Annotated in this window: 17 protein-coding genes and 1 pseudogene; 10 read left to right on the forward strand and 8 right to left on the reverse strand. The window is 68.1% G+C overall.

Annotation, left to right across the window (positions count from 1 at the left end; translation table 11 throughout):
* The 5 genes and pseudogenes from HMPREF2886_RS15880 to HMPREF2886_RS15900 form a co-directional block, all read left to right on the forward strand.
* Positions 1–293 (forward strand): annotated as a pseudogene (locus tag HMPREF2886_RS15880) (glutamine synthetase); the annotation flags it as partial.
* Positions 294–449: 156 nt separating this feature from the next.
* Positions 450–1,820 (forward strand): APC family permease, encoded by a 1,371-nt coding sequence (locus tag HMPREF2886_RS15885; RefSeq protein WP_070747796.1) that lies wholly within the window; start codon positions 450–452, stop codon positions 1,818–1,820.
* A 487-nt stretch (positions 1,821–2,307) separates the two neighbouring features.
* Positions 2,308–3,537, forward strand: a complete 1,230-nt coding sequence (gene sstT / locus HMPREF2886_RS15890; RefSeq protein ID WP_033972468.1) for a serine/threonine transporter SstT — start codon at positions 2,308–2,310, stop codon at positions 3,535–3,537.
* Between the two features lie 120 nt (positions 3,538–3,657).
* The gene (locus HMPREF2886_RS15895; RefSeq protein WP_033972470.1) at positions 3,658–4,560 is read left to right on the forward strand and encodes an RluA family pseudouridine synthase; all 903 of its coding nucleotides are present in this window, start codon (positions 3,658–3,660) and stop codon (positions 4,558–4,560) included.
* Positions 4,561–4,565: 5 nt separating this feature from the next.
* On the forward strand, positions 4,566–4,946 hold the full coding sequence (locus tag HMPREF2886_RS15900) for a VOC family protein (protein WP_052151852.1): 381 nt from the start codon (positions 4,566–4,568) through the stop codon (positions 4,944–4,946).
* 35 nt (positions 4,947–4,981) lie between these two features.
* Here the strand turns inward: HMPREF2886_RS15900 and HMPREF2886_RS15905 are convergent, their stop codons facing one another.
* From HMPREF2886_RS15905 to cmrA, 4 genes are all read right to left on the reverse strand, one after another.
* On the reverse strand, positions 4,982–6,856 hold the full coding sequence (locus HMPREF2886_RS15905) for a DUF3857 domain-containing transglutaminase family protein (protein ID WP_070747800.1): 1,875 nt from the start codon (positions 6,854–6,856) through the stop codon (positions 4,982–4,984).
* A gap of 174 nt (positions 6,857–7,030) precedes the next feature.
* Positions 7,031–7,291, reverse strand: coding sequence for a membrane protein insertion efficiency factor YidD (gene yidD / locus HMPREF2886_RS15910; protein WP_003106504.1), 261 nt, complete (start codon positions 7,289–7,291; stop codon positions 7,031–7,033).
* A gap of 58 nt (positions 7,292–7,349) precedes the next feature.
* The gene (locus HMPREF2886_RS15915) at positions 7,350–8,702 is read right to left on the reverse strand and encodes a hypothetical protein (protein ID WP_070747803.1); all 1,353 of its coding nucleotides are present in this window, start codon (positions 8,700–8,702) and stop codon (positions 7,350–7,352) included.
* Between the two features lie 87 nt (positions 8,703–8,789).
* Positions 8,790–9,722: an AraC family transcriptional regulator CmrA gene (cmrA, locus tag HMPREF2886_RS15920; protein ID WP_070747806.1), complete on the reverse strand. Its 933-nt coding sequence runs from the start codon at positions 9,720–9,722 to the stop codon at positions 8,790–8,792.
* A gap of 539 nt (positions 9,723–10,261) precedes the next feature.
* Here cmrA and HMPREF2886_RS15925 point away from each other — a divergent pair.
* Complete coding sequence (locus tag HMPREF2886_RS15925; RefSeq protein ID WP_033978556.1) at positions 10,262–10,576, forward strand: antibiotic biosynthesis monooxygenase family protein; 315 nt, start codon at positions 10,262–10,264, stop codon at positions 10,574–10,576.
* 39 nt (positions 10,577–10,615) lie between these two features.
* On the opposite strand, the gene HMPREF2886_RS15930 is transcribed toward HMPREF2886_RS15925, so the two are convergent.
* On the reverse strand, positions 10,616–12,610 hold the full coding sequence (locus HMPREF2886_RS15930; protein WP_070747809.1) for an alkaline phosphatase D family protein: 1,995 nt from the start codon (positions 12,608–12,610) through the stop codon (positions 10,616–10,618).
* A 327-nt stretch (positions 12,611–12,937) separates the two neighbouring features.
* Between HMPREF2886_RS15930 and HMPREF2886_RS15935 the strand changes: the two genes are divergently transcribed.
* Together HMPREF2886_RS15935 and HMPREF2886_RS15940 are read left to right on the forward strand one after the other, a co-directional pair.
* Entirely contained in the window at positions 12,938–13,444 is a 507-nt protein-coding gene (locus HMPREF2886_RS15935) for a sigma-70 family RNA polymerase sigma factor (RefSeq protein WP_003088700.1), read from the forward strand.
* Positions 13,441–14,394 carry a FecR family protein gene (locus HMPREF2886_RS15940; RefSeq protein ID WP_070747812.1) on the forward strand — a complete coding sequence of 318 codons (954 nt, stop codon included), beginning with the start codon at positions 13,441–13,443 and terminating at the stop codon, positions 14,392–14,394. Before HMPREF2886_RS15935 ends, HMPREF2886_RS15940 begins: the two co-directional genes overlap by 4 nt.
* A gap of 36 nt (positions 14,395–14,430) precedes the next feature.
* On the opposite strand, the gene cynS is transcribed toward HMPREF2886_RS15940, so the two are convergent.
* Together cynS and cynT are read right to left on the reverse strand one after the other, a co-directional pair.
* Positions 14,431–14,901 (reverse strand): cyanase, encoded by a 471-nt coding sequence (cynS, locus tag HMPREF2886_RS15945; protein WP_003088707.1) that lies wholly within the window; start codon positions 14,899–14,901, stop codon positions 14,431–14,433.
* A gap of 39 nt (positions 14,902–14,940) precedes the next feature.
* Positions 14,941–15,603, reverse strand: a complete 663-nt coding sequence (gene cynT, locus HMPREF2886_RS15950; RefSeq protein ID WP_033972485.1) for a carbonic anhydrase CynT — start codon at positions 15,601–15,603, stop codon at positions 14,941–14,943.
* A 114-nt stretch (positions 15,604–15,717) separates the two neighbouring features.
* On the opposite strand from cynT, the gene cynR reads away from it, so the two are divergent.
* A complete protein-coding gene (gene cynR / locus HMPREF2886_RS15955) occupies positions 15,718–16,605 on the forward strand; it encodes a transcriptional regulator CynR (protein WP_033972487.1) in 888 nt (295 codons plus the stop codon).
* A 6-nt stretch (positions 16,606–16,611) separates the two neighbouring features.
* Here cynR and HMPREF2886_RS15960 read toward each other — a convergent pair whose 3' ends face one another.
* Positions 16,612–17,997: an MFS transporter gene (locus HMPREF2886_RS15960; protein ID WP_058173660.1), complete on the reverse strand. Its 1,386-nt coding sequence runs from the start codon at positions 17,995–17,997 to the stop codon at positions 16,612–16,614.
* A gap of 140 nt (positions 17,998–18,137) precedes the next feature.
* Between HMPREF2886_RS15960 and HMPREF2886_RS15965 the strand changes: the two genes are divergently transcribed.
* Positions 18,138–19,040 (forward strand): LysR family transcriptional regulator, encoded by a 903-nt coding sequence (locus HMPREF2886_RS15965; RefSeq protein ID WP_033972490.1) that lies wholly within the window; start codon positions 18,138–18,140, stop codon positions 19,038–19,040.
* Positions 19,041–19,206: the final 166 nt, after the last annotated feature.

Raw genomic sequence — 19,206 nt, forward strand, 5'->3', positions numbered from 1 at the left:
ACGCCAACCCCTACCTGCTGCTGGCCTCGGTGCTTGCCGGGGTGCACCACGGGCTGACCAACAAGGTCGAGCCGGGTGCCCCGATCGAAGGCAACTCCTACGAGCAGCTGGAGCCGAGCCTGCCGAACAACCTGCGCGACGCCCTGCGCGAACTGGACGACAGCGAGATTCTGGCGAAGTACATCGATCCGAAGTACATCGACATCTTCGTCGCCTGCAAGGAAAGCGAGCTGGAGGAGTTCGAGTACTCGATCTCCGACCTCGAGTACAACTGGTACCTGCACACCGTGTGAGCATGGGCGGGCGGCTCCGCACCGGCGCCGCCCGCCCGTTCTTCCGTCGAGGTTCCCACCCTTGCTGAAGGTAGACGGCGGCAAGCCTGCGGTTTCCGCCCGTCCGCCTTCCTTTGCTGTGCATTAGAAAAAGAAGAAATCGAGGCAAGCATACCCATGTCGAATCCTCCCCCCGCCGCAGAACGAACCCAGCTTCGCAAGTCCCTCAAGCTGTGGCAGATCGTCATGATCGGGTTGGCCTACCTGACCCCGATGACCGTCTTCGACACCTTCGGCATCGTTTCCGGGATTTCCCAGGGACACGTGCCCACCGCCTACCTGCTGGCCCTCGCCGGCGTGCTGTTCACCGCGATCAGCTACGGCAAGCTGGTCCGCCAGTTCCCCACCGCAGGCTCGGCCTATACCTATGCACAACGGGCGATCAATCCCCACGTCGGCTTCATGGTCGGCTGGTCGTCGCTGCTGGACTACCTGTTCCTGCCGATGATCAACGCGCTGCTGGCGAAGATCTACCTGACCGCACTGTTCCCCGAGGTCGCCCCGTGGATCTGGGTGGTGATGTTCGTGCTGATCATGACCCTCATCAACATCAAGAGCGTGAACCTGGTCGCCAATTTCAACACCGTCTTCGTGCTGGTCCAGCTGGCGATCATCGTGGTCTTCATCGGCCTGGTGATCCACGGCCTGAACAACGGGGAGGGGACCGCCACGGTGCTCAGTACCCAGCCGTTCTTCTCCGAGCACGCGCATCTCTCGGCGATGGTGGCAGGGGCGACGATCCTCTGCTTCTCTTTCCTCGGTTTCGACGCGGTGACCACGCTGTCCGAGGAAACCCGCGACGCCGCCAAGGTGATCCCGCGGGCGATCTTCCTCACCGCGCTGTACGGCGGGGTGATCTTCATCACCGTGTCGTACTTCCTGCAGTCCTATTTCCCGACCAACGTACGTTTCAAGGAACCCGACGCGGCGCTGCCGGAAATCGCCCTGTACGTCGGCGGCAAGCTGTTCCAGTCGATCTTCCTCTGCGCCACCTTCATCAATACCCTGGCGTCGGGCCTGGCCTCCCAGGCCAGCGTGTCGCGCCTGCTGTACGTGATGGGGCGGGACAACGTGCTGCCGGAGCGGATCTTCGGCTTCGTCCATCCGAAATGGCGTACGCCGTCGATCAACGTGCTCATCGTGGGCATGGTGGCGCTCTCGGCGATCTCCTTCGACCTGGTGACGGCGACCGCGCTGATCAATTTCGGCGCCCTGGTGGCCTTCACCTTCGTCAATCTATCGGTGATCGTGCATTTCTATGTGCGCGGCGGGCGCAACCGCAGCCTCAAGGAGCATTTCCACTACCTGGTCCTGCCATTGCTCGGCGCGGCCATCGTCGCGGTGCTCTGGCTCAACCTGGAAAGCACCTCGCTGGTGATGGGGCTGATCTGGGCCGGACTGGGCTTCGGCTACCTGTTCTACCTGACTCGCAGCTTCAGCCGTCCGCCGCCGCGCTTCCAGGAGAGCGAGCTGAGCCCGACCCAGTGAGGCGAGCGGTGAATGGATTCAGCGGAAATGTGAAGGAAAAAGATTGGTAATCTTCACGAAATTTTCACGGTGACGGGTCAATCATGGACCCATGGCTAACGGACTAGCCCCCCATCTGAAGCCCGCCTCATGGCGGGCTTTGGCTATCTGCAGACAGCGAATTCCGCGTTTTCCCTCCTTTTCACAGGGATTTCCGGCCTCCCGGCTGGCAATGCGCCTGCGACGACATGTCCGAATCCAGACAGAATTGGACGCCCCCAAAAAGCGCAGACACGGCTAGAATCCACGCCGTCCCGATCCGGTTCGATGGCCGTGACGGGGGAGCCCGGTATCCGCTGGTCGGTGTTTCCTGTGGTGCTGCGTGTCCTTCCCTAGACTACCCGGCTCGCTCGAACCATCCCTTCGCGGGGGCGGAACGGCACAGGGTCGTTCGGCATGGAAGCTGCCTGGGCCGGCCTTCGACACACCTATAAGAGTAGAAATCTGCATGACATACCCTGAACGTCCCCTGCTTCATCTGCTGACGCGTACCAGCCTGGTGGGCCAGATCATCGTCGGCCTGATCGCCGGCCTGCTGCTCGCCAGCTTTTTCCCGGCCGCCGCGCTCAAGGTCGGCTTCATCGGCAAGGTCTTCGTTTCCGCGCTGAAGGCCGTCGCGCCGGTATTGGTGTTCGTCCTGGTGATGGCATCCATCGCCAACCACAAGCAAGGCCAGCAGACCCATATCCGGCCGATCCTGCTGCTGTACCTGGTCGGCACCTTCAGCGCCGCGGTGGTGGCGGTGATCGCCAGCTTCGCCTTCCCCTCGAGCCTGGTGCTGGCCAGCCATCCGGGCGAGATGTCGCCTCCGGGCGGCATCGCCGAGGTGCTCCAGTCCCTGCTGCTGAGCGTGGTGGACAACCCGGTCAACGCCCTGATCTCGGCCAACTTCATCGGCATCCTGGCCTGGGCCATCGGCCTCGGCATCGCCTTCCGCCACGCCAGCGATACCACCCGCAACCTGCTCTCCGAGCTGTCCAACGGCGTCTCGCTGATCGTCAAGGTGGTGATCCGCTTCGCCCCGCTGGGCATCTTCGGCCTGGTCGCCTCGACCTTCGCCGAGTCCGGCGTCGAGGCCCTGAAAGGCTACGCCCACCTGCTGGTGGTGTTGCTCGGCTGCATGCTGTTCGTGGCCTTCGTGGTCAACCCGCTGATCGTGTTCCTGAAGATCCGCCGCAATCCCTATCCGCTGGTGCTGACCTGCCTGCGCGAAAGCGGCATGACCGCGTTCTTCACCCGCAGCTCGGCGGCCAATATCCCGGTCAACCTGCAGCTCTGCGAGCGCCTGGGCCTGCACGAAGACACCTATTCGGTATCGATCCCGCTGGGCGCGACCATCAACATGGCCGGCGCGGCGATCACCATTACCGTGCTGACTCTGGCAGCGGTGCATACCCTGGGCATCGCCGTGGACGTACCGACCGCGATCCTGCTCAGCGTGGTGGCGTCGATCTGCGCCTGCGGCGCGTCCGGCGTGGCCGGCGGTTCGCTGCTGCTGATCCCGCTGGCCTGCAGCCTGTTCGGGATTCCCAGCGAGGTGGCGATGCAGGTGGTGGCGGTAGGCTTCATCATCGCGATCCTCCAGGACTCCGCGGAGACCGCGCTGAACTCCTCGACCGACGTGCTGTTCACCGCAGCCGCCTGCCAGGCGGAAGAGCGCAAGGCGAGCGCCGCCTGATTCGCTCCCTGGGTCACGGAAGAAACCGCCTTCGGGCGGTTTCTTCGTTTCGCCCCGGCGTGCTTTGACCTGTGCGCCGCGCTGCGGCCTAATGGTCGCCCGTCCTTCCCGAGTTGCCGCATGTCGTCTCCTTCCTTGCCCGACGCCAGTCTCCGCGCCAGTACCCTGCATCTGCCGGCCGGCCCCTGGAGCACCGTACTCGACTGTCTCTGCGCGCGTTTCCCGGCCATCGACCGCGCCACCTGGCTGGCGCGCATGCAGCGGGGCCGGGTGCTGGACGCCGAGGGGCATGCGCTGGGCCCGCAGGCGGCGTATCGCGAAGGCCTGCGTGTGCACTACTTCCGCGAGTTGCCGGTGGAGGCACCGATTCCTTTCGAGGCGCGCATCCTGTATCGCGACGAGCATCTGCTGGTGGCGGACAAGCCGCACTTCCTGCCGGTGATGCCGGCCGGCGGCTACGTCGAACAGACGCTCCTGGCGCGGCTGGCCCGCAGCACCGGTAATCGCGACCTGGTGCCGCTGCATCGGATCGACCGGCATACCGCCGGGCTGGTGCTGTTCTCGACCAATCCCGGCAGCCGCGGGCGCTACCAGGCGCTGTTCCGCGAGCGGCGCATCGACAAGTACTACGAAGCGATCGCTCCGGCCTTGCCGCAACTGGACTTCCCGTTGCTGCGCAGGACCCGCCTGGTGCCCGGCGAGCCGTTCTTCCGCATGCGCGAAGGCGAGGGCGAGCCGAACAGCGAGACACGCATCGAGGTCGCCGAGCGCAACGGCCGCTGGTGGCGCTACCGGTTGTATCCGGTGACCGGCAAGAAGCACCAGTTGCGCGTGCACCTCGCGGCACTCGGCGCGGGTATCCAGAACGACGGGTTCTATCCCGAGCTGTTGGACGCCGAGGACAGCCCCGACGACTACCGGCGGCCGCTCAAGCTGCTGGCCAGGGGGCTGCGCTTCGACGACCCGCTGAGCGGGGAGACGCGTATGTTCGAGTCCGGGCTGCGGCTCGATTGGCAGGAGTGAGCCGCATGCATGCCAGCGGAATGGTGCTGTACGTCGCCGATCTGGAAAAAATGGCGCGGTTCTATGGGCAGGCGTTCGACCTGGCGATCTCGGCGGGCGACCATGAGCACCGGGTGCTGTGCGGGGAGGCTTTCGAACTGGTGCTGCTGGTCACGCCCGCCGCGCAGCGGGCCCAGGCAACGGGGCAGGGCGCTCGGCGCGGGAACTGCGCGATCAAGCCGGTGTTCTTCGTCGCCGACCTGGCCTTGCTGCGCCGGCGTCTGGCAACTCTTGGCGGTAGTCTGGCGCCGCCGGAGCAGGCCTGGTCGTTCGCTGGCCACCAGGTTTGCGACGCCATCGATCCCGAGGGCAATGTCCTGCAGCTGCGTATGCCGCTGCGCGACTGAAGGCGCAGGCGCCCGCCGCAGCGGGCGCGCTGCGGTCAGGACGGCTTGTCGAGCTTGACCACCAGGCGCAGTTGCTCGACGCAACCGCGGCTCTGCTCGATCAGCTTGCCGAACTCGGCGCTGTTGATCTCGTCGTGGTTGAGCCAACTGGTCTTCTGCACTTCCCGATAACGATAGTGGTAGCCGCCGTCCTTGGCCGGTTCGGCCTGCAGGTCGATGTCGAACCAGGGGCTGCGGATCTCGCAACTGTGCGCCGGCTCGTCGGTCTTGCCGCCGGACAGGCTGATGTCGTAGGAGGTGATCTGCGGTTCGCCCAGGTACAGCTCGGCCAACTGGCCTTCGCTACGGTACTTGGCGAAGGCATCCCACTGGCTGGCCAGGTCCTGGCGGTTGTAGAAATACTCTCCGCCGAGCCGGTCGAGGGCGCGGCGGTCGGTAAGCCTGGCACTGATCGTATAGCTGGGCGGCAGCACGAACTGGCTGTCGTCGCGCTCCAGCACGCAGTCGCTGCCTTCCTTGGCGAAGTTGCGGCACAGGTCCTGGTCGGTGCTGGTGCGGCCGCGCTGGCGATCGGCGACGCTGAGCTGCATCAGCGGGGCGTTGGAAAGTTCCACACGCGATTCGATCCGGGCTTCGCCGTCATGGGTGTAATGCTCGCTACGGGTCACGCGCAGGGTGTCGCCGGGCGCTTCCAGGGGAATCTCGTCGCGCCGCACCTTGCCGTCGGCGCCCAGCACCAGCGCCCAGCGCTGCTGGATGTCGGGCATGATGCGGCCGGGAGCGAACACCGGGTTGGTCGGGTCCAGCCACCAGGTCTTGCCGTCCACCTCGGCGCGGACGATGGCATGGTTCGGCGCGTACATGCCGGGCACCAGCAGGTCCCAGACCACGTCGCCGCGGCTGACCAGGGTCGGTTCGGCCTTGATCCCGGCGGCCTTGAGCATGGCGCCGAGGAGGATCGCCAGGTCCTTGCAGTCGCCATAGCCATTGCGCTCGATCTCCGCCAGGGAGAAAGGCACGTAGCCGCGCTCGCTGGCGCGCCAGTCGCCCAGGTAGCGGTAGGTGTCGTTGATGTACTGCATCAGGCCGGCGACCTGCCCGCGGGCCGGCTTGCCCTTCACCGCGGCGACGGCCGCCGCGGCGCCCTTGGGCAGCTCCGCGGCGAGGATCTCGTTGTAGCGCGCGGCGAACGGGCCGAAGTTGTCCTGCAGGTCCAGCGAACTGCCCAGCTCCAGGCGCGGGGTATGGCGCAGGTAGGCGTTGCCGGCTTCGTTGATGTAGTTGGTGTATTGCGGCTTTTTCAGGCTGACCTTGAGGGTCTTCTTGTCGGCGCTCTGTTCGATGCGATAGGCGTCCATCAGCTCGCTGCGCACGAAGATCGGCCGCTCGGCCTTGAACTCGGCGACGAAGCGGTCGTCGCGCACCGGCATCGGCGGGCGGCTGAGGATGTAGTGGAACTGGGTGCTCAGCGGCTTGGCGGTGAAGTGCTCGCGCAGGGTGTAGCTGATGCGGGTGCCGACGCGCAGGTTGGGGAACGCCAGGGAGGTCTGGCGTTCGCGCAGGAAGCCCTGGTCCGGGTTCGGCGCGGTGCGCGTATCGATCTGCGACTGGTCCAGCGGCACCGGCTTGCCGCCGGGCTGGGTCAGCTCGGCCTTCTCCACGATCAGGCTATCGGTCTCCGCGTAGCTGCGATCGATGCGCGAGAGCATCTCGCGGCCGCTCGGCTTGAGGATGGTGAAGCTGTAGGTGCTCACGCAATCGGTGCTGTTGTCGGCGTTGAACTGGCAGCGGAACTCGGTTTCGCCGGCCAGCGGCGCCTCGGCGATCGGTTGCAGCGCGGCGAGGGCCGGGGTGGCGGCGCAGAAGACGCTGGCGGCGAGGAAGGAAGGGGAGAAGGGATGACGGGGCATCGGTGCCTCAGGATGAAACGTTTGAGCGGAGCTCCCAGGCGTCGCCTGGCGCATGGGGGCGCCGGGCGATAGCCGGGGAGATGGACCCTGAATGATATGTTTTATCAATTCCGCATGTCGACCGGCGGGTCCGGTTATGTGCGGGATGTCGCCGTTGCGATCTTTTCGCCGGCTTCATTTGCCGGGCTTTGCCGTTCTGTGGCAGGCGCACGCCTGTTCCTGGCGCTCCGGAACCGGGTCGTAGCCGCCCGGGTGCCAGGGGTGGCAGCGCAGCAGCCGGCGCGCTCCGAGGTAGCCGCCTCGCAGCGCGCCATGCACGCGGATGGCTTCCAGGGTGTAGTGCGAGCAACTGGGGTAGAAGCGGCAGCGGGGACCGATCAGCGGGCTGATTGCGTACTGGTAGAAGCGGATCAGCCCGATCAGCAGGAACTTCATGGCGAGCCCTCGGCGGGGTTGCGGCGGCGAGCGGGCATTGTAGCGCCGTTGTCGGCCCTCAAGGAGCATTCTCCGCCGCGCAATAGAGGGTCCGCCCGTCGACGAGGCTGCGAGCAGTCGCCAGGCGGCCGCGCAGGCCGGGTTCTTCCGGCGCCAGCGTGCCCTCGCGCCAATCGCCTCCGCGCAACGGAATCAGCGCCGAACGGCCGTAGCCCGGGCAGTACGCCTCGGCGTCGCCCTCCAGGTAGTCGATGCCGTCCAGGGTCAGCTCGCCGAAACTCCAGCGCGCGCCGAGGTAGGCCTGGCGGAACGGCCCGTCGGCAAGGACGTAGAAGCCCCCGCGCACCTCGCTGGCCGCCGTGGCGAAGCCGATGGTGCGTCGCGGTTGCGGGATCACCAGCAGCGGTCGCCGTGGGTCGGCGAAGGCCTCCTGCAACTCGACCAGGCGCTGGCGGGTGGCGCCCATCTCGCGCCGGTAGCGCTCGCCGCGCGCCCGCGCGTCGTCGGGGAGTTCGCTCCAGGCCGGAGGCTGGTCGCGCAGCAGGTAGTCCAGCGGCCAGGTGCCGGCCATCGCGGCTTCCTTCCAGTCCCCGTCGTCGCGCAGGTCCAGCAGCACTCCGGCCAGCGCGCCGATCTCGTAGGCTTCGCTGTCGACGCCGACGCCGATCTCGTTGGCATCGTAGAAGGCCAGCGCGTACTCCCGCAGCGCCTGCCGATAGCGTCGCGGATCCTCGGCGAAATCGCTGCGGTAGCGCGCGGCGGCGGCCATCTCGATGTAGCGCGCGGTGCCTTCGCTGAGATCGACCTGCGCCGCCAGCCGGCTTTCCTCGGGAGCCGCTTCGCGCCAGCGGCGCAGCCAGCCCTGGGCGTCGCTCAGGTAGCTGTCGCGCTGCCCGGGCGTGCGCAAGGCCTGGAGCAGCGACTGGAACAGGGCATAGCGGTATTCCCGCGGGCGCGGGTCGAGCGTGGCCAGGTCGCCGCGATAGCCACCGGGCTTGCGCAGCCCCGGCCAGTCTTCCTGGGCGTAGCGATGGAAGGCTTCGTGCGGGCCGATGGCGGCCAGCGTCTCGCTATTGCCGGTATTGCTCCGCAGGTGCGCGGCGCTGATCTGCAGCAGCACCGCCGGACGGCCCCGGTAACGCGGAAAGGCATAGCTCAGGTCGAGATCCGGGTCGCTGTCGCCCGCCACCGTGGTGCGCTGCGCGCGGCCTTCGGCATCGGCGACCCAGGTGCTGCGGCCATCGCTGTAGAGGAAGGCCTTGTCGGCCATCCGCCAGCCGGGCCAGAGTCGTTCGCTGTGCTGGCCGACGGCATGGACATAGGCCAGGTAGCGGCGGGCGAACGACTCGCTGTCCGTCGCCGCGGCGGGAAGGGACAGGGCAAGCAGGAGCAGGGGCAGGGCTCGGGTCATGGTCGGGGCGGTTGCGCAAGGTCGGTCGGGGCGACGAAGGTATCCCGCCGCTTCCCGATTGACCGTCGCGGCCGCTGGCGCGTTCCCCTAGGCGGTGTTGCGCGCCCGCGCCAGGTCGCGCAGCGGCGGGGCGCCGAACAGCCGGCTGTACTCGCGGCTGAACTGCGACGGGCTTTCGTAGCCGACCCGGTAGCCGGCGGCGGCCACTTCCAGGCCCTCGCTGAAGATCAGTCGGCGCGCTTCCTGCAAGCGCAGCTGCTTCTGGTACTGCAACGGGCTCATCGCGGTCACGGCCTTGAAGCGGTGGTGCAGGGTCGAGGGGCTGAGGTTGACCACCTGGGCCAGTTGCTCGATGCGCAGCGGCTTGCCGTAGTTCTGGTTGATCCAGTCGATGGCGCGGGTGATGCGGTGGGCCTGGCTGTCGGCGATGGCGATCTCGTGCAGGCGCTGGCCCTGGCCGCTGCGCAGCAGCCGGTAGAAAATCTCGCGGAGGATCAGCGGCGCCAGCATCGGGATGTCGCGCGGGCTGTCCAGCAGATGGATCAGGCGCAGCACCGCATCCAGCAGGCTGGCGTCGATACGGTCGACGTAGAGGCCGCGGTCGCCGCGCCGGCTGGCCACTTCCATGGGCCCGGCGTCGGAGATCAGCTGGGTGATTTCCGCCGGGTCGATATCCAGCCGGACACAGAGGTAGGGCGCATCCGGTGAGGCGTCGATCACCTGGCCGGCCAGCGGCAGGGTGACCGATACCACCAGGTAGTGCAGCGGATCGTAGATATAGCGTTCCTCGGCCAACTGCACCTCCTTGCGGCCCTGGGCGATGATGCACAGGGCAGGCTTGTGCATGCCGCGTGCCGGCAGGGTGGGGCCGTCGGCGCGAATCAGGGCGAGGGGGGCGACGGCGGTGCCGTAGACACCGTCGCTGGGACAGTGCTTGAGCAGCAACTGCGCCAGTTCGCTCTGGCGCTGGCGCAGTTCGGCGGGGAGCTCGACGGAAAGAAGCGGGGTGTTTTCGCTCATGCGGGGACTCGCGGGGGAAACCTTCCCAAGACTAGCGCGCGCCGCGGCGGCAGGCACTCATCGCGATGCGCGATGGCAGGATCGGGCAAGCATTCGCCAGGAACAGGCAAGCCAGCTCGTCGCACAGGGCGCAAGCGGATGAGAAAAAACCGGAACGCGGCAGTTTCAGGCAAGAACCCGACAGTATCCGTCTACCGATTCCCCGCGCCGTCCCCCTAATCTGGCTGGCATGGCGGAATCTCCGTCATGCCGATGGGAAACACATGCAGGGGGACACACCTATGTCAAATCAACAGGCCAGACTGTCATCGGGCGGCATGCCGCCGGAGCGCGCGCCGGGTGCCTTCCGTTCGCCTGCCAGCACCGCCGCGGGCGGCACGCTGGCGCGGCGGACCCATCCCGGCAACTGGTAATCGGAGGCAGGGCACATGCGTCACCCTTACACCCCACAGCGGCCGGCCGGCGTCTCGGCGCCGCCGGCCCTTCCACTCCTGGTGCCGCTTGCGCAGCGGCGAATCCATGTCGAGGAGGCAGAGAGCATGCCAGCGTTCAATCGGCCCAGTCACCTGGTCAGCATTCGCGCCCGCAGCGGCCAGTCGCACCGCCTCGGCCTGCGCCTGCAAGAGCTGGCGCAGGCGGGCCAGGCCGCGCCCGGTTGCCTGCGCTACGAACTGCGCCAGGCGGACGGGGACGCCGACCTGTGGTTGTTGCACAGCGAGTGGAGCGATGACGCGGCCATGCAGGCGTACCTGGCCGGCGACGCCCAGCGGGTCTTCGCCGAGGTGCTCTGGCAGGCGCTGGCGGCGACCCTGGACGTGCAGGAGCGGCCGTTCTGCAACCGGGCGGGCGGATGACCCGGCGCGGCTTCCGCCCGTCCCCCTTGTTCTGGCCTCTCAGCGACCCGGCGCGACCGGCGACTGGTCCGCTCGTTCGTCTTCGACGTCGCGATGTCGCTCGAAGGCGGTCGCCGGCGAGCCATCGGCATTGACCTGCAACACCGCGCGCGGCCGGCCGTCCTCGCCAATGAATACCTGGCCGATCCCGGCGCTGTTCCACAGGCGCTCGCCGGCCTGGCTGTGCTGCGGAACGCGTGGGTGGATTTCCAGGCTGCGCCGCTGGGTCAGCCAGTTCAGCGGCGACCAGGGCGCATAGAGCCAGCGATTGAGGCGGTCGAACCAGTCCAGCAGGCGCCGCGGGAATTCGTTCTTGATCCCGCTGCTGGTGATCTGCCAGAGCCGGGGCCCGCGCTCGCGATGGCGAATCCGGATGTCGTAGACGAAGGAGTAATGCACGTCGCCGGAAAGGATCAGGTAGTTACCCGGCGTACGCGAGTGGCGGAAGATGTTCATCATCACCGAGGCCGCGCCGCGATGGGCCATCCAGTTTTCCGCATCGACCAGCAGCGGCTGGCCGATCCAGCTGAAGAGCTTCTGCACGCCCTCGATCAGCTTGACCCCGAACATCGGCGCCGGCGACACGATGATCGCCGCCTTTTCGCCGAGCAGGTCCTGCTGGAATTCACTCAGCGCCTCCCAGTCCATCAGCCCGGAGGGCCGGCCCAGGTTGCGCTCGCTGCGCCAGCGGCGGGTGCGCGTGTCGAGGACGATCAGGGTCGGGCTGCCAGGCAACCGGTAGTGCCAGTGCTGGAAGTCGAGCAGGGCGCCGAGCAGGCGGTCCTGCTCGGCGCAGGGCAGCCGGCCGTCTGCCGCGGCGCCCTCCATCAGGGCCGCGACCGGCGCCAGCCATTCGCCGCAATGCTGCGGGTCGTTGCCCCAGCCCTGGCAGAGCAGGTAGGCGAGCAGGGCGTTGCCGATGATCCGCCGGGAGAACGGATGGCCGTAGGCGGTCAGTTCCCAGCGCGCGGAAAGGTTCCAGTCGTCGGTGATGTCGTGGTCGTCGAAGATCATCAGCGACGAGATATGCGCCAAAGCCCGCGCCACGCGGGGCAGGCCATCGCGGAAGGCTTCGATGTGCCGGCGCTCGCCGGCGAAGCGCTGGACGTGCCGCGCATCCAGCCCCGGCGGCGGTTCCAGCCTGACCAGGCGCCAGGGCGCCGGCGACCAGACCAGCAGGTACATCGCCAGCACCTCGGCCAGGCCGACCAGGTGGTTGTGGGCGTTGGCCGAGGTGAAGATCGGTTTCTTCACCCCGCCGAAGAAGCGCTCGCGCAGGGCTTCGTTGGACTCGAAGGCGGGCAGCAGGTCCTCGCGCCGGTAGTAGGTGGCCGGGTGCGCGTAGAGTGCCTCGCTGTCGTTCACCAGTGCGCCTTCCAGGTGTTCGCCGTACAGGCCGAGGCGGTGGATCAGCCCATGGATGGCCACCAGCATCGGCCCGGCGACGTCGTCGGCGTAGACCTGGTCGCCGCTCATCATCAGCAACGCCGGGCGGCTTTCGGCCTGCAGCAGGTTTTCCTCCAGCAGCCGGTCGACCTGCAGCAGGCCATCGGCCGCTGGGTGATGCGGCTTGCGGCAGGAGCCGTGGAGCAACTGGTCGAGACGTGGCTTGAGCACCAGGCTGGCGCGCTGGCGACCGGGGTAGAGCAGATGCGGCGCCCATTCGGCGATTCCCGCGGGCTCCCGGCCGTCGGCGGTGAGGCGCAGGTCGTAGTCGACCAGACGGGCGCAGGGCAACGGCGGGTCGAGGGCGGCATCCAGCAGGTGCAGCCAGGCATGGGTGCCGATGCGGATGGCCGAGTGGGTTCCTTCCGCGAGCCGGACCCGCCGCTCCGCCTCGCCTTCGCTGGCGAGGATCAGTTCGATGGTCGTCGGGCATGACGTGGCCAGCCAGAACACCAGGCGTCCGGGCTCTGCGCGGCGCAGCAGGGGACCGGCCAGGACCAGGGGCAGGGCTTCGTCAGGCGGGGGGGCGTTGGGGAGCGAGGCGGACATTGGTACGGGCGTTGTCGACGCGGCGAAACAAGCTGACGAGTATGCCGCTTTCGGCGGATCGCGGCGTTGCCATTTCGTAAGGAATGACGACAGTCGTCGCGGGATGGCGATCTTCTAATGCCAAAAAGTTAAGTACACCTTAATTAATATTCTTTTTTGCGTTCGGGCTTCTGCGGCATATTGCCTTCCGCGCAGGCCCGGCGGCCTGCCATCGCTGTTTGCGGGAGGGACACGTGCAATCCGACGTCGGCGCCGCCTCCCGCCGATCAAGGTTTCGCCTGCCACCCCGACGCCCGGTGGCGCAGGCCCGTAGCACGAGAGTGCGGAATGGGCATGGATCAGACACGCAATCGCCTCGTCGGCCTGATGTTCCAGAACGACTATTCCTGGCTGAGCGGGCGCCTGCGGCGCTACCTCGGCTGCCCCCACAGCGCCGAGGACATCGCCTCGGAAACCTTCCTCAAGGTCCTTGCCCTGCCGGACCCGGCAAGCATCCGCGAGCCGCGCGCGCTGCTCACCACCATCGCCCGCCGGTTGATGTACGACGGCTGGCGGCGCCAGGACCTGGAACGCGCCTACCTGGAAAGCCTGGCCGGTCTTCCGGAGGCCCTCGCGCCGTCCGCCGAGGAGCAGGCCCAGGTGGTGGAAACCCTGCTGCGCCTGGAGCGCATGCTCGCCGGGCTGTCGCCGAAGGCCCGCGCCGCCTTCATCCATAGCCAGATCGGCGGACTGACCTACGTGGAGATCGCCGGCTTGCTGGAGGTTTCCGTCAGCCGCATCCACCAGTACATGGTCGAGGGCTTCAAGCAGTGCTACCAGGTACTTGCCGAATGAGCCAGGGAAGGCGAGAACGCATCCTCGACGAAGCGGCGCAGTGGATGGCGCTGCTGCAATCCGGCCATGCCGGCGCCGAGGAGCGCCTGGCGTTCCAGCAGTGGCGCCAGGCCGATGCCGAGCACGGTGCGGTGTTCGACCGGCTCAGCCTGGGCTTGCAGTCGTTTCGCGACGAGCCCTTGCACGGCTTGCGCGCCGAGCAACTGATCGGAGCCCTCGAGGCGCCGTCCGCCCGTCGCCGGTTTCTCCAGCGCAGCCTCGCCCTGGCGGCGTTCGGTGTGGCGACGCTGGCGCTGGGGCGGATCGGCATCGTCGGCTTCCCCTGGCCCGGCGACCTGTATACCGGCACCGGACAACGCCAGAGCTTCCGCCTGGAGGATGGCAGCCAACTGGTGCTGGACGCGCGCAGCCGGGTACGCCCCGAATTCGATGGCTACCGGCGTCGCCTGCGCTTACGCGAGGGCCGCCTGCTGGTTGAAGTGGCACGGGATCCGGCGCGGCCGTTCGTCGTCGACACCGGGCGTGGCCAGGTCGAGGCGCAGGGAACCCGCTTCCAGGTCAGCGATGACGGCGCCAGCTCGCGAGTGGTGGTGCTCGAGTCGCGGGTGCGGATCACCACCGCCGACGGACGGCAATGCCTGCTGGAGCGCGGCCAGAGCGCCCGTTTCGACGCCTCGGCGATTCTCGCCCGAGGTCCTGTCGAAGGCGGCGAGAGCGCCTGGCTGGATGGCCGGCTGGAGGTCCGCGACCGCCCGCTGGGGGAGGTGCTGGAGGCGTTGCGCGCCTATCGCCGCGGCATCATCAGCGTCGCCGACGACGCGGCGGCGCTGCGCGTCAGTGGCATCTACCCGCTGGATGACAGCGGCGTGGCGCTGGCACTGCTGGAGCAGAGCCTGCCGATCCGGATCGACTACCACGGGCCCTACTGGATCAGCATCGCCAGCCGCTGAGGCGCCGCCCGGCGGCGAGCCGGGCGGCGCGACGCTTCAGAACGGCTTGGTCGGCAGGTACTTGCCGTCGAGGGTGATCACCGCCCGCGAGCCGCCTTCCGGGTCCTCGACCTTCTTGATGTCCAGCTTGAAGTTGATCGCGCTGATGATGCCGTCGCCGAACTGTTCGTGGACCAGCGCCTTCAGGGTGCTGCCGTAGACTTGCAGCATCTCGTAGAAGCGATAGATGGTCGGGTCGCTGGGAATGCCGCCGGGAATGCTGCCGCGCAGCGGGATGCTTTGCAGCAGGAGCACCGCGTCGTCGTCCAGGCCGAGTTGGGCGGCGACCTTGCGCGCCGCCGCCTCTGGCAGGGCATGCTGGCCGAGCAGGGCGGCGGTGACGAAGGTCAGGGCGAGACCGGTGCCGTCGGCCAGATCCTGCCAGGACAGGCCCAGGCGGGCCTTGTTCAGGACCACGGTCTCGGCCAGTTGCTGGCGCGCGTTGGGGGACACTTGGCTGTGTTGCATGAGATGACTCTCCTTGCGGGTGGTTGTGAGGGAAGGGATTCAGGCGACCGCCTGCCCGGGTTCGCCGCCTACCGCGTGCACTTCGGGATGCTCGGCGAGGGAGACGAAGCGCCGGCTGGCGCCGTCGAGGGCGTCGATGCGGCCGCTTTCGATGTCGTAGACCCAGCCGTGCAGGTTCAGCCGACCCTGCTCCAGGGCGCGGGCGACGCAGGGGTGGGTGCGCAGGTTGGCCAGTTGGGCGATCACGTTGTGCCGCACCAGGGCGTCCAGCCGCGCCGCCTCGGAGGCGTGTTCGTGAGCGCTGTTCATCGCCCGTGCGGCCTCGGCGTGGTGCAACCAGCCGGCCACCGCCGGCAGGTGGTCGAGACAGGCGCAGGAAGCGATGGCGCCCATCGCGCCGCAGTCCGAGTGGCCGCAGACCACGATGTCGCCGACCCCGAGCACCGCCACCGCGTATTCCACCGAGGCGCTGACCCCGCCGGGCTGCGGCCCGTAGCCGGGGACGATGTTGCCGGCATTACGGATCACGAAGAGTTCGCCGGGCTCGCGCTGGGTCAGCAGTTCGGGGACCACCCGGCTGTCCGAGCAGGCGATGAACAGCGCCTTGGGGGCTTGCCGGGTGGCCAGGGACTTGAACAGTTGCGAGCGCGCCGGGTAGGCGTCGCGCTGGAAGCGGAGAAAGCCGTCGATGATGTCACGCATGGCGCTGGGCTCCTGGCCGTCGAATGGTGGGGCCAGGATGCGCGGATTGAGTCATAGGGTCCAAGACCGGTTTATTATTCCAGTCATTGGTCTGGCCTATAGTTGGATGTTTCCATGCTGCTTCGCCACCTGCGCTACCTGCTCGCTGTCGCCGAGCATCGCAACTTCACCCGCGCCGCCGAGGCGCTGCACGTTTCGCAGCCAACCCTGTCGCAGCAGGTGCGGCAACTGGAAGAACAACTGCGCGTGCAATTGCTCGACCGCTCCGGTAGGAGCGTACGTCCCACCGATGCCGGCGAGCTGTACCTGCTTCATGCGCGGCGTGCCTTGCGCGAGCTGGAAGCGGCGCAACGGGCGATCCACGAGGTGCGCGACCTCAGTCGCGGCCGCCTGCGCCTGGGCATGACGCCGACCTTCACCTGCTATCTGGTGGGCGCCCTGGTGGATCCGTTCAATCAGCGCTATCCGGGCATCGAGTTGAGCCTCGAGGAGTTGCCCCAGGACGCCCTGGAGGCGGCGCTGATCGACGATCGCCTGGACCTTGGCGTGGCCTTCAGCGAACCGGGTTCGGTGGAGATCGACAGCCAGCCGCTCTACCTGGAGCGCCTGGGCCTGGTGCTGGGGGCGGAACACCCGGCGGCCGACGCGCCGCTGGCCGCCGCAGCGCTGGCGGAGTTGCCGTTGGCGTTGTTGCGCGACGACTTCGCCACGCGCCGGCACATCGACGCATACCTGCGCCAGCAAGGAGTGACGGCGCGGGTTGCGTTGGAGGCGAACTCGATCAGCGCCATCGTCGACGTGGTTCGCCGCGGAAGACTGGCAAGCATCCTGCCGGAGGCGGTGGCGCGCCAGCAGGCCGGGTTGCGCTGCGTGGCGCTGCGGCCGGCGCTGCCGGCCCGTCAGGTAGCGCTGTTCTGGCGCCAGGGCAGCCACCCCGGTGCCGCGCGCCTGGCCTTCCAGGCCCTGGCGCTGGAACTCGGCGCCGAGTTGGGCGACGCCTGAGCGGGATCAGCCGCGACTCGGCTGCAACGCCGCGGGCTCCTCGCGGCGCAGGCGCAGGGCCAGGGCGGCGCCGAACAGGGCGAGCAGGGCGCTGAGCGCGGTCACCCATTCGATGCCGCGCGCCTGGCTGGCCAGCAGGCTGGCGGCGTCGGCGCCGCGTACCTGGGCGTTCGCCAGCGCCACCAGCAGGGCCAGGCCGAGCGCGCCGCCGATCTGCTGGGTCATCGAGGCCATCCCCGAGGCGACGCCCTGTTCGGCGGGGTCGACGCCGCTGGCGGCGCTGACCCACATGGCGGTCCAGGTCATGCCCTGGCCGACGCTGAGGATCACGATGGCCGGCAGCAGCGTCAGGAAGCCGCGCCCCAGCGGCAGGCACGCCGCCAGCAGGCCGAGCCCGAGTGCGCCCAGCAGCAGGCCGGCGACCAGCGTCGCGCGTGCCCCGTGGCGGGCCAGCAGGCGCTCGGCGACGCGGATGCCGAGGGTGCAGAGCAGCGTCGCCGGGAGGAACGCCAGGCCGGTCTGCAACACGCTGTAGCCGTACACCGACTGGAAGTAGATGGCCAGGAAGTAGTACTGCACGCCGTAGCTGCTCATGAAGATCGCGGTCAGCAGCATCGCCACCTGCAGGTTGCGGTTGCCCAGCAGGCGCAGCGGCATCAGCGGGTCGCGGCTGTAGTGTTCGATGGCGAGGAACGCCAGTAGCAGCGGGACGGAAAGGTAAAGTCCGAAACGTACCGAGGGCGCATCCCAGCCCGACTCGGGGCCCTGGACCAGGGCGAAGACCAGCAGGGTGGCGCCGGCGGTGACCGTCAGCGCGCCGGCCAGGTCGAAGCGCCGACCGCGCTGGCGCCGGGCGTCGGCCGGGATCAGGCGCAGGGCGAGCAGCGCCGCGGCGCCGGCCAGCGGCACGTTGACCAGGAAGATCGAGGCCCAGCCGAACAGCTCGGTGAGCGCGCCGCCGAGCGCCGAGCCGAGGGCCAGGCCGAACGCCGAGGCGATGCTCCAGATCGCCAGGGCGCGATTGCGCGCCGGGCCCTCGGCGAAGTGATTGCCGATCAGCGCCAGGGTTGCCGGGAACAGCAGTGCGCCACCCAGGCCCTGCGCGGCGCGGGCGAGGATCAACGGCAACTCGCTCTGGGCCAGGCCGCCCGCGAGGGAGGCGAGGGCGTACAGGCTTTGCCCGAGGACGTACATGCGGCGCCGGCCGAGCAGGTCGGTGGCGCGCCCGCCGAGCAGGAGGAAGCCGCCGAAGGCCACCGTATAGGCGCTCACCACCCATTGCAGGCGTTGCGCCGAAAAATCCAGCGCCCGGCTGATTTCCGGCAGAGCGACGAACACGATGGTGGCGTCGAGGGCGATGATCAGTTGCGCGCAGGCGAGCAGGGCGAGCATCCAGTTGGAAGGGGCGGCACGGTCCGTCACGGCGGGACTCCTGGTCTGGGTTGGGCGCGGCCAGTGTTTCTCATGCTGGAATCGTGATAAATAGCCTCTTCGTCCTTTCACTGATGAAAATAATCATCGATGAGCCCGCCATGGACCTGAATGCCGTCAAGTTGCTCGCCCGCGTGGCCGAGACCCGTAGCTTCACCCAGGCCGCCGTTTCTCTCGGTCTGACCCAGTCCGGCCTGTCGCGCGCCATCGGCCGGCTGGAAGCCGGACTTGGCGTTCGTCTGCTGCACCGCACCACCCGCAGCGTCAGCCTGACCCCGGACGGCCAGCTGTTCTACGAGCGCTGCGCACCCTTGCTGGCGGAGCTGGAGGAAGTCGAGAAGTTGCTGGTGGACCGCCAGTGCGCACCGAGCGGTCCGCTGAAGATCACCACCCCGCAGGCGCTCGGGCGGATCGTGATCATGCCGGTACTGCGCGAACTGACGCGGCGCTACCCGCAATTGCAGATCGAGGCGGCGATGACCGATCGTCTGGTCGACCTCACCGAGGAAGGCTTCGACGCCGCCGTGCGTCTCGGCCGGGTCGGCGACGTGCGCCTGATCGCCCGGCCATTGGCGGCCTTGCGTTGGGTCACGGTGGCGTCGCCGGAATACCTGCGCAGCCACGGCACGCCGGAGCGCCTGGAGCAACTCGCCGGGCACAACTGCCCGACGGTGCGCGACCTGCATACCGGCAAGCTGCTGGAATGGCAGTTCCAGCGCGACGGCCAGCCGCTGAGCCTGGCGGTGCGCGGCGACCTGGTGCTGGACGTGGCCGACGCGCTGGTCGACGCGGCGCTGGTCGGCCAGGGCATCGTCCAGGTGATGGGCTTCATGGCCGAGGAGGCGATCCGCCGTCGTCGACTGGTACGTATCCTCCAGCCGTTCGAACCGCCGCTGTGCCCGGTGTCGCTGATCTACCCGCCGTCGCGGCAGTGCTCGCTGAAGATCGGCGCGCTCTACGAGGAACTGAAGAGCGCGCACTGGTGCGGAGCGCTGACGTACTGACCCGAGAGCGGCCATTCGCCCTATGCGGGGCAAGGCCGGTAGCGGAGCTGGGAAGATTTTCGGGTAGGGCGAATAACGCCAGGGGCGTTATCCGCCGATACGCCGTGCCTGAACCGGCGAATAGCCGCAAGCGGCTATTCGCTCTATGCGGGGCAAGGCCGGTAGC

The sequence above is a fragment of the Pseudomonas sp. HMSC066A08 genome (assembly GCF_001813025.1).
GTDB lineage: Bacteria > Pseudomonadota > Gammaproteobacteria > Pseudomonadales > Pseudomonadaceae > Pseudomonas > Pseudomonas aeruginosa.

What these genes read in the sequence shown, in the direction of transcription:
- HMPREF2886_RS15960 (WP_058173660.1), bottom strand. Translation starts at nt 17,997, where the DNA reads ATGCTCGCCCTGCTCGCCTGCGCGCAACTGATCATCGCCCTCGACGCC.
- HMPREF2886_RS15930 (WP_070747809.1), bottom strand. Translation starts at nt 12,610, where the DNA reads ATGTCCGCCTCGCTCCCCAACGCCCCCCCGCCTGACGAAGCCCTGCCC.
- HMPREF2886_RS15935 (WP_003088700.1), top strand. Translation starts at nt 12,938, where the DNA reads ATGGGCATGGATCAGACACGCAATCGCCTCGTCGGCCTGATGTTCCAG.
- HMPREF2886_RS15900 (WP_052151852.1), top strand. Translation starts at nt 4,566, where the DNA reads ATGCATGCCAGCGGAATGGTGCTGTACGTCGCCGATCTGGAAAAAATG.
- HMPREF2886_RS15895 (WP_033972470.1), top strand. Translation starts at nt 3,658, where the DNA reads ATGTCGTCTCCTTCCTTGCCCGACGCCAGTCTCCGCGCCAGTACCCTG.
- HMPREF2886_RS15915 (WP_070747803.1), bottom strand. Translation starts at nt 8,702, where the DNA reads ATGACCCGAGCCCTGCCCCTGCTCCTGCTTGCCCTGTCCCTTCCCGCC.
- HMPREF2886_RS15885 (WP_070747796.1), top strand. Translation starts at nt 450, where the DNA reads ATGTCGAATCCTCCCCCCGCCGCAGAACGAACCCAGCTTCGCAAGTCC.
- HMPREF2886_RS15905 (WP_070747800.1), bottom strand. Translation starts at nt 6,856, where the DNA reads ATGCCCCGTCATCCCTTCTCCCCTTCCTTCCTCGCCGCCAGCGTCTTC.
- HMPREF2886_RS15965 (WP_033972490.1), top strand. Translation starts at nt 18,138, where the DNA reads ATGGACCTGAATGCCGTCAAGTTGCTCGCCCGCGTGGCCGAGACCCGT.
- HMPREF2886_RS15925 (WP_033978556.1), top strand. Translation starts at nt 10,262, where the DNA reads ATGCCAGCGTTCAATCGGCCCAGTCACCTGGTCAGCATTCGCGCCCGC.
- cynT (WP_033972485.1), bottom strand. Translation starts at nt 15,603, where the DNA reads ATGCGTGACATCATCGACGGCTTTCTCCGCTTCCAGCGCGACGCCTAC.
- cmrA (WP_070747806.1), bottom strand. Translation starts at nt 9,722, where the DNA reads ATGAGCGAAAACACCCCGCTTCTTTCCGTCGAGCTCCCCGCCGAACTG.
- cynR (WP_033972487.1), top strand. Translation starts at nt 15,718, where the DNA reads ATGCTGCTTCGCCACCTGCGCTACCTGCTCGCTGTCGCCGAGCATCGC.
- yidD (WP_003106504.1), bottom strand. Translation starts at nt 7,291, where the DNA reads ATGAAGTTCCTGCTGATCGGGCTGATCCGCTTCTACCAGTACGCAATC.
- cynS (WP_003088707.1), bottom strand. Translation starts at nt 14,901, where the DNA reads ATGCAACACAGCCAAGTGTCCCCCAACGCGCGCCAGCAACTGGCCGAG.
- sstT (WP_033972468.1), top strand. Translation starts at nt 2,308, where the DNA reads ATGACATACCCTGAACGTCCCCTGCTTCATCTGCTGACGCGTACCAGC.
- HMPREF2886_RS15940 (WP_070747812.1), top strand. Translation starts at nt 13,441, where the DNA reads ATGAGCCAGGGAAGGCGAGAACGCATCCTCGACGAAGCGGCGCAGTGG.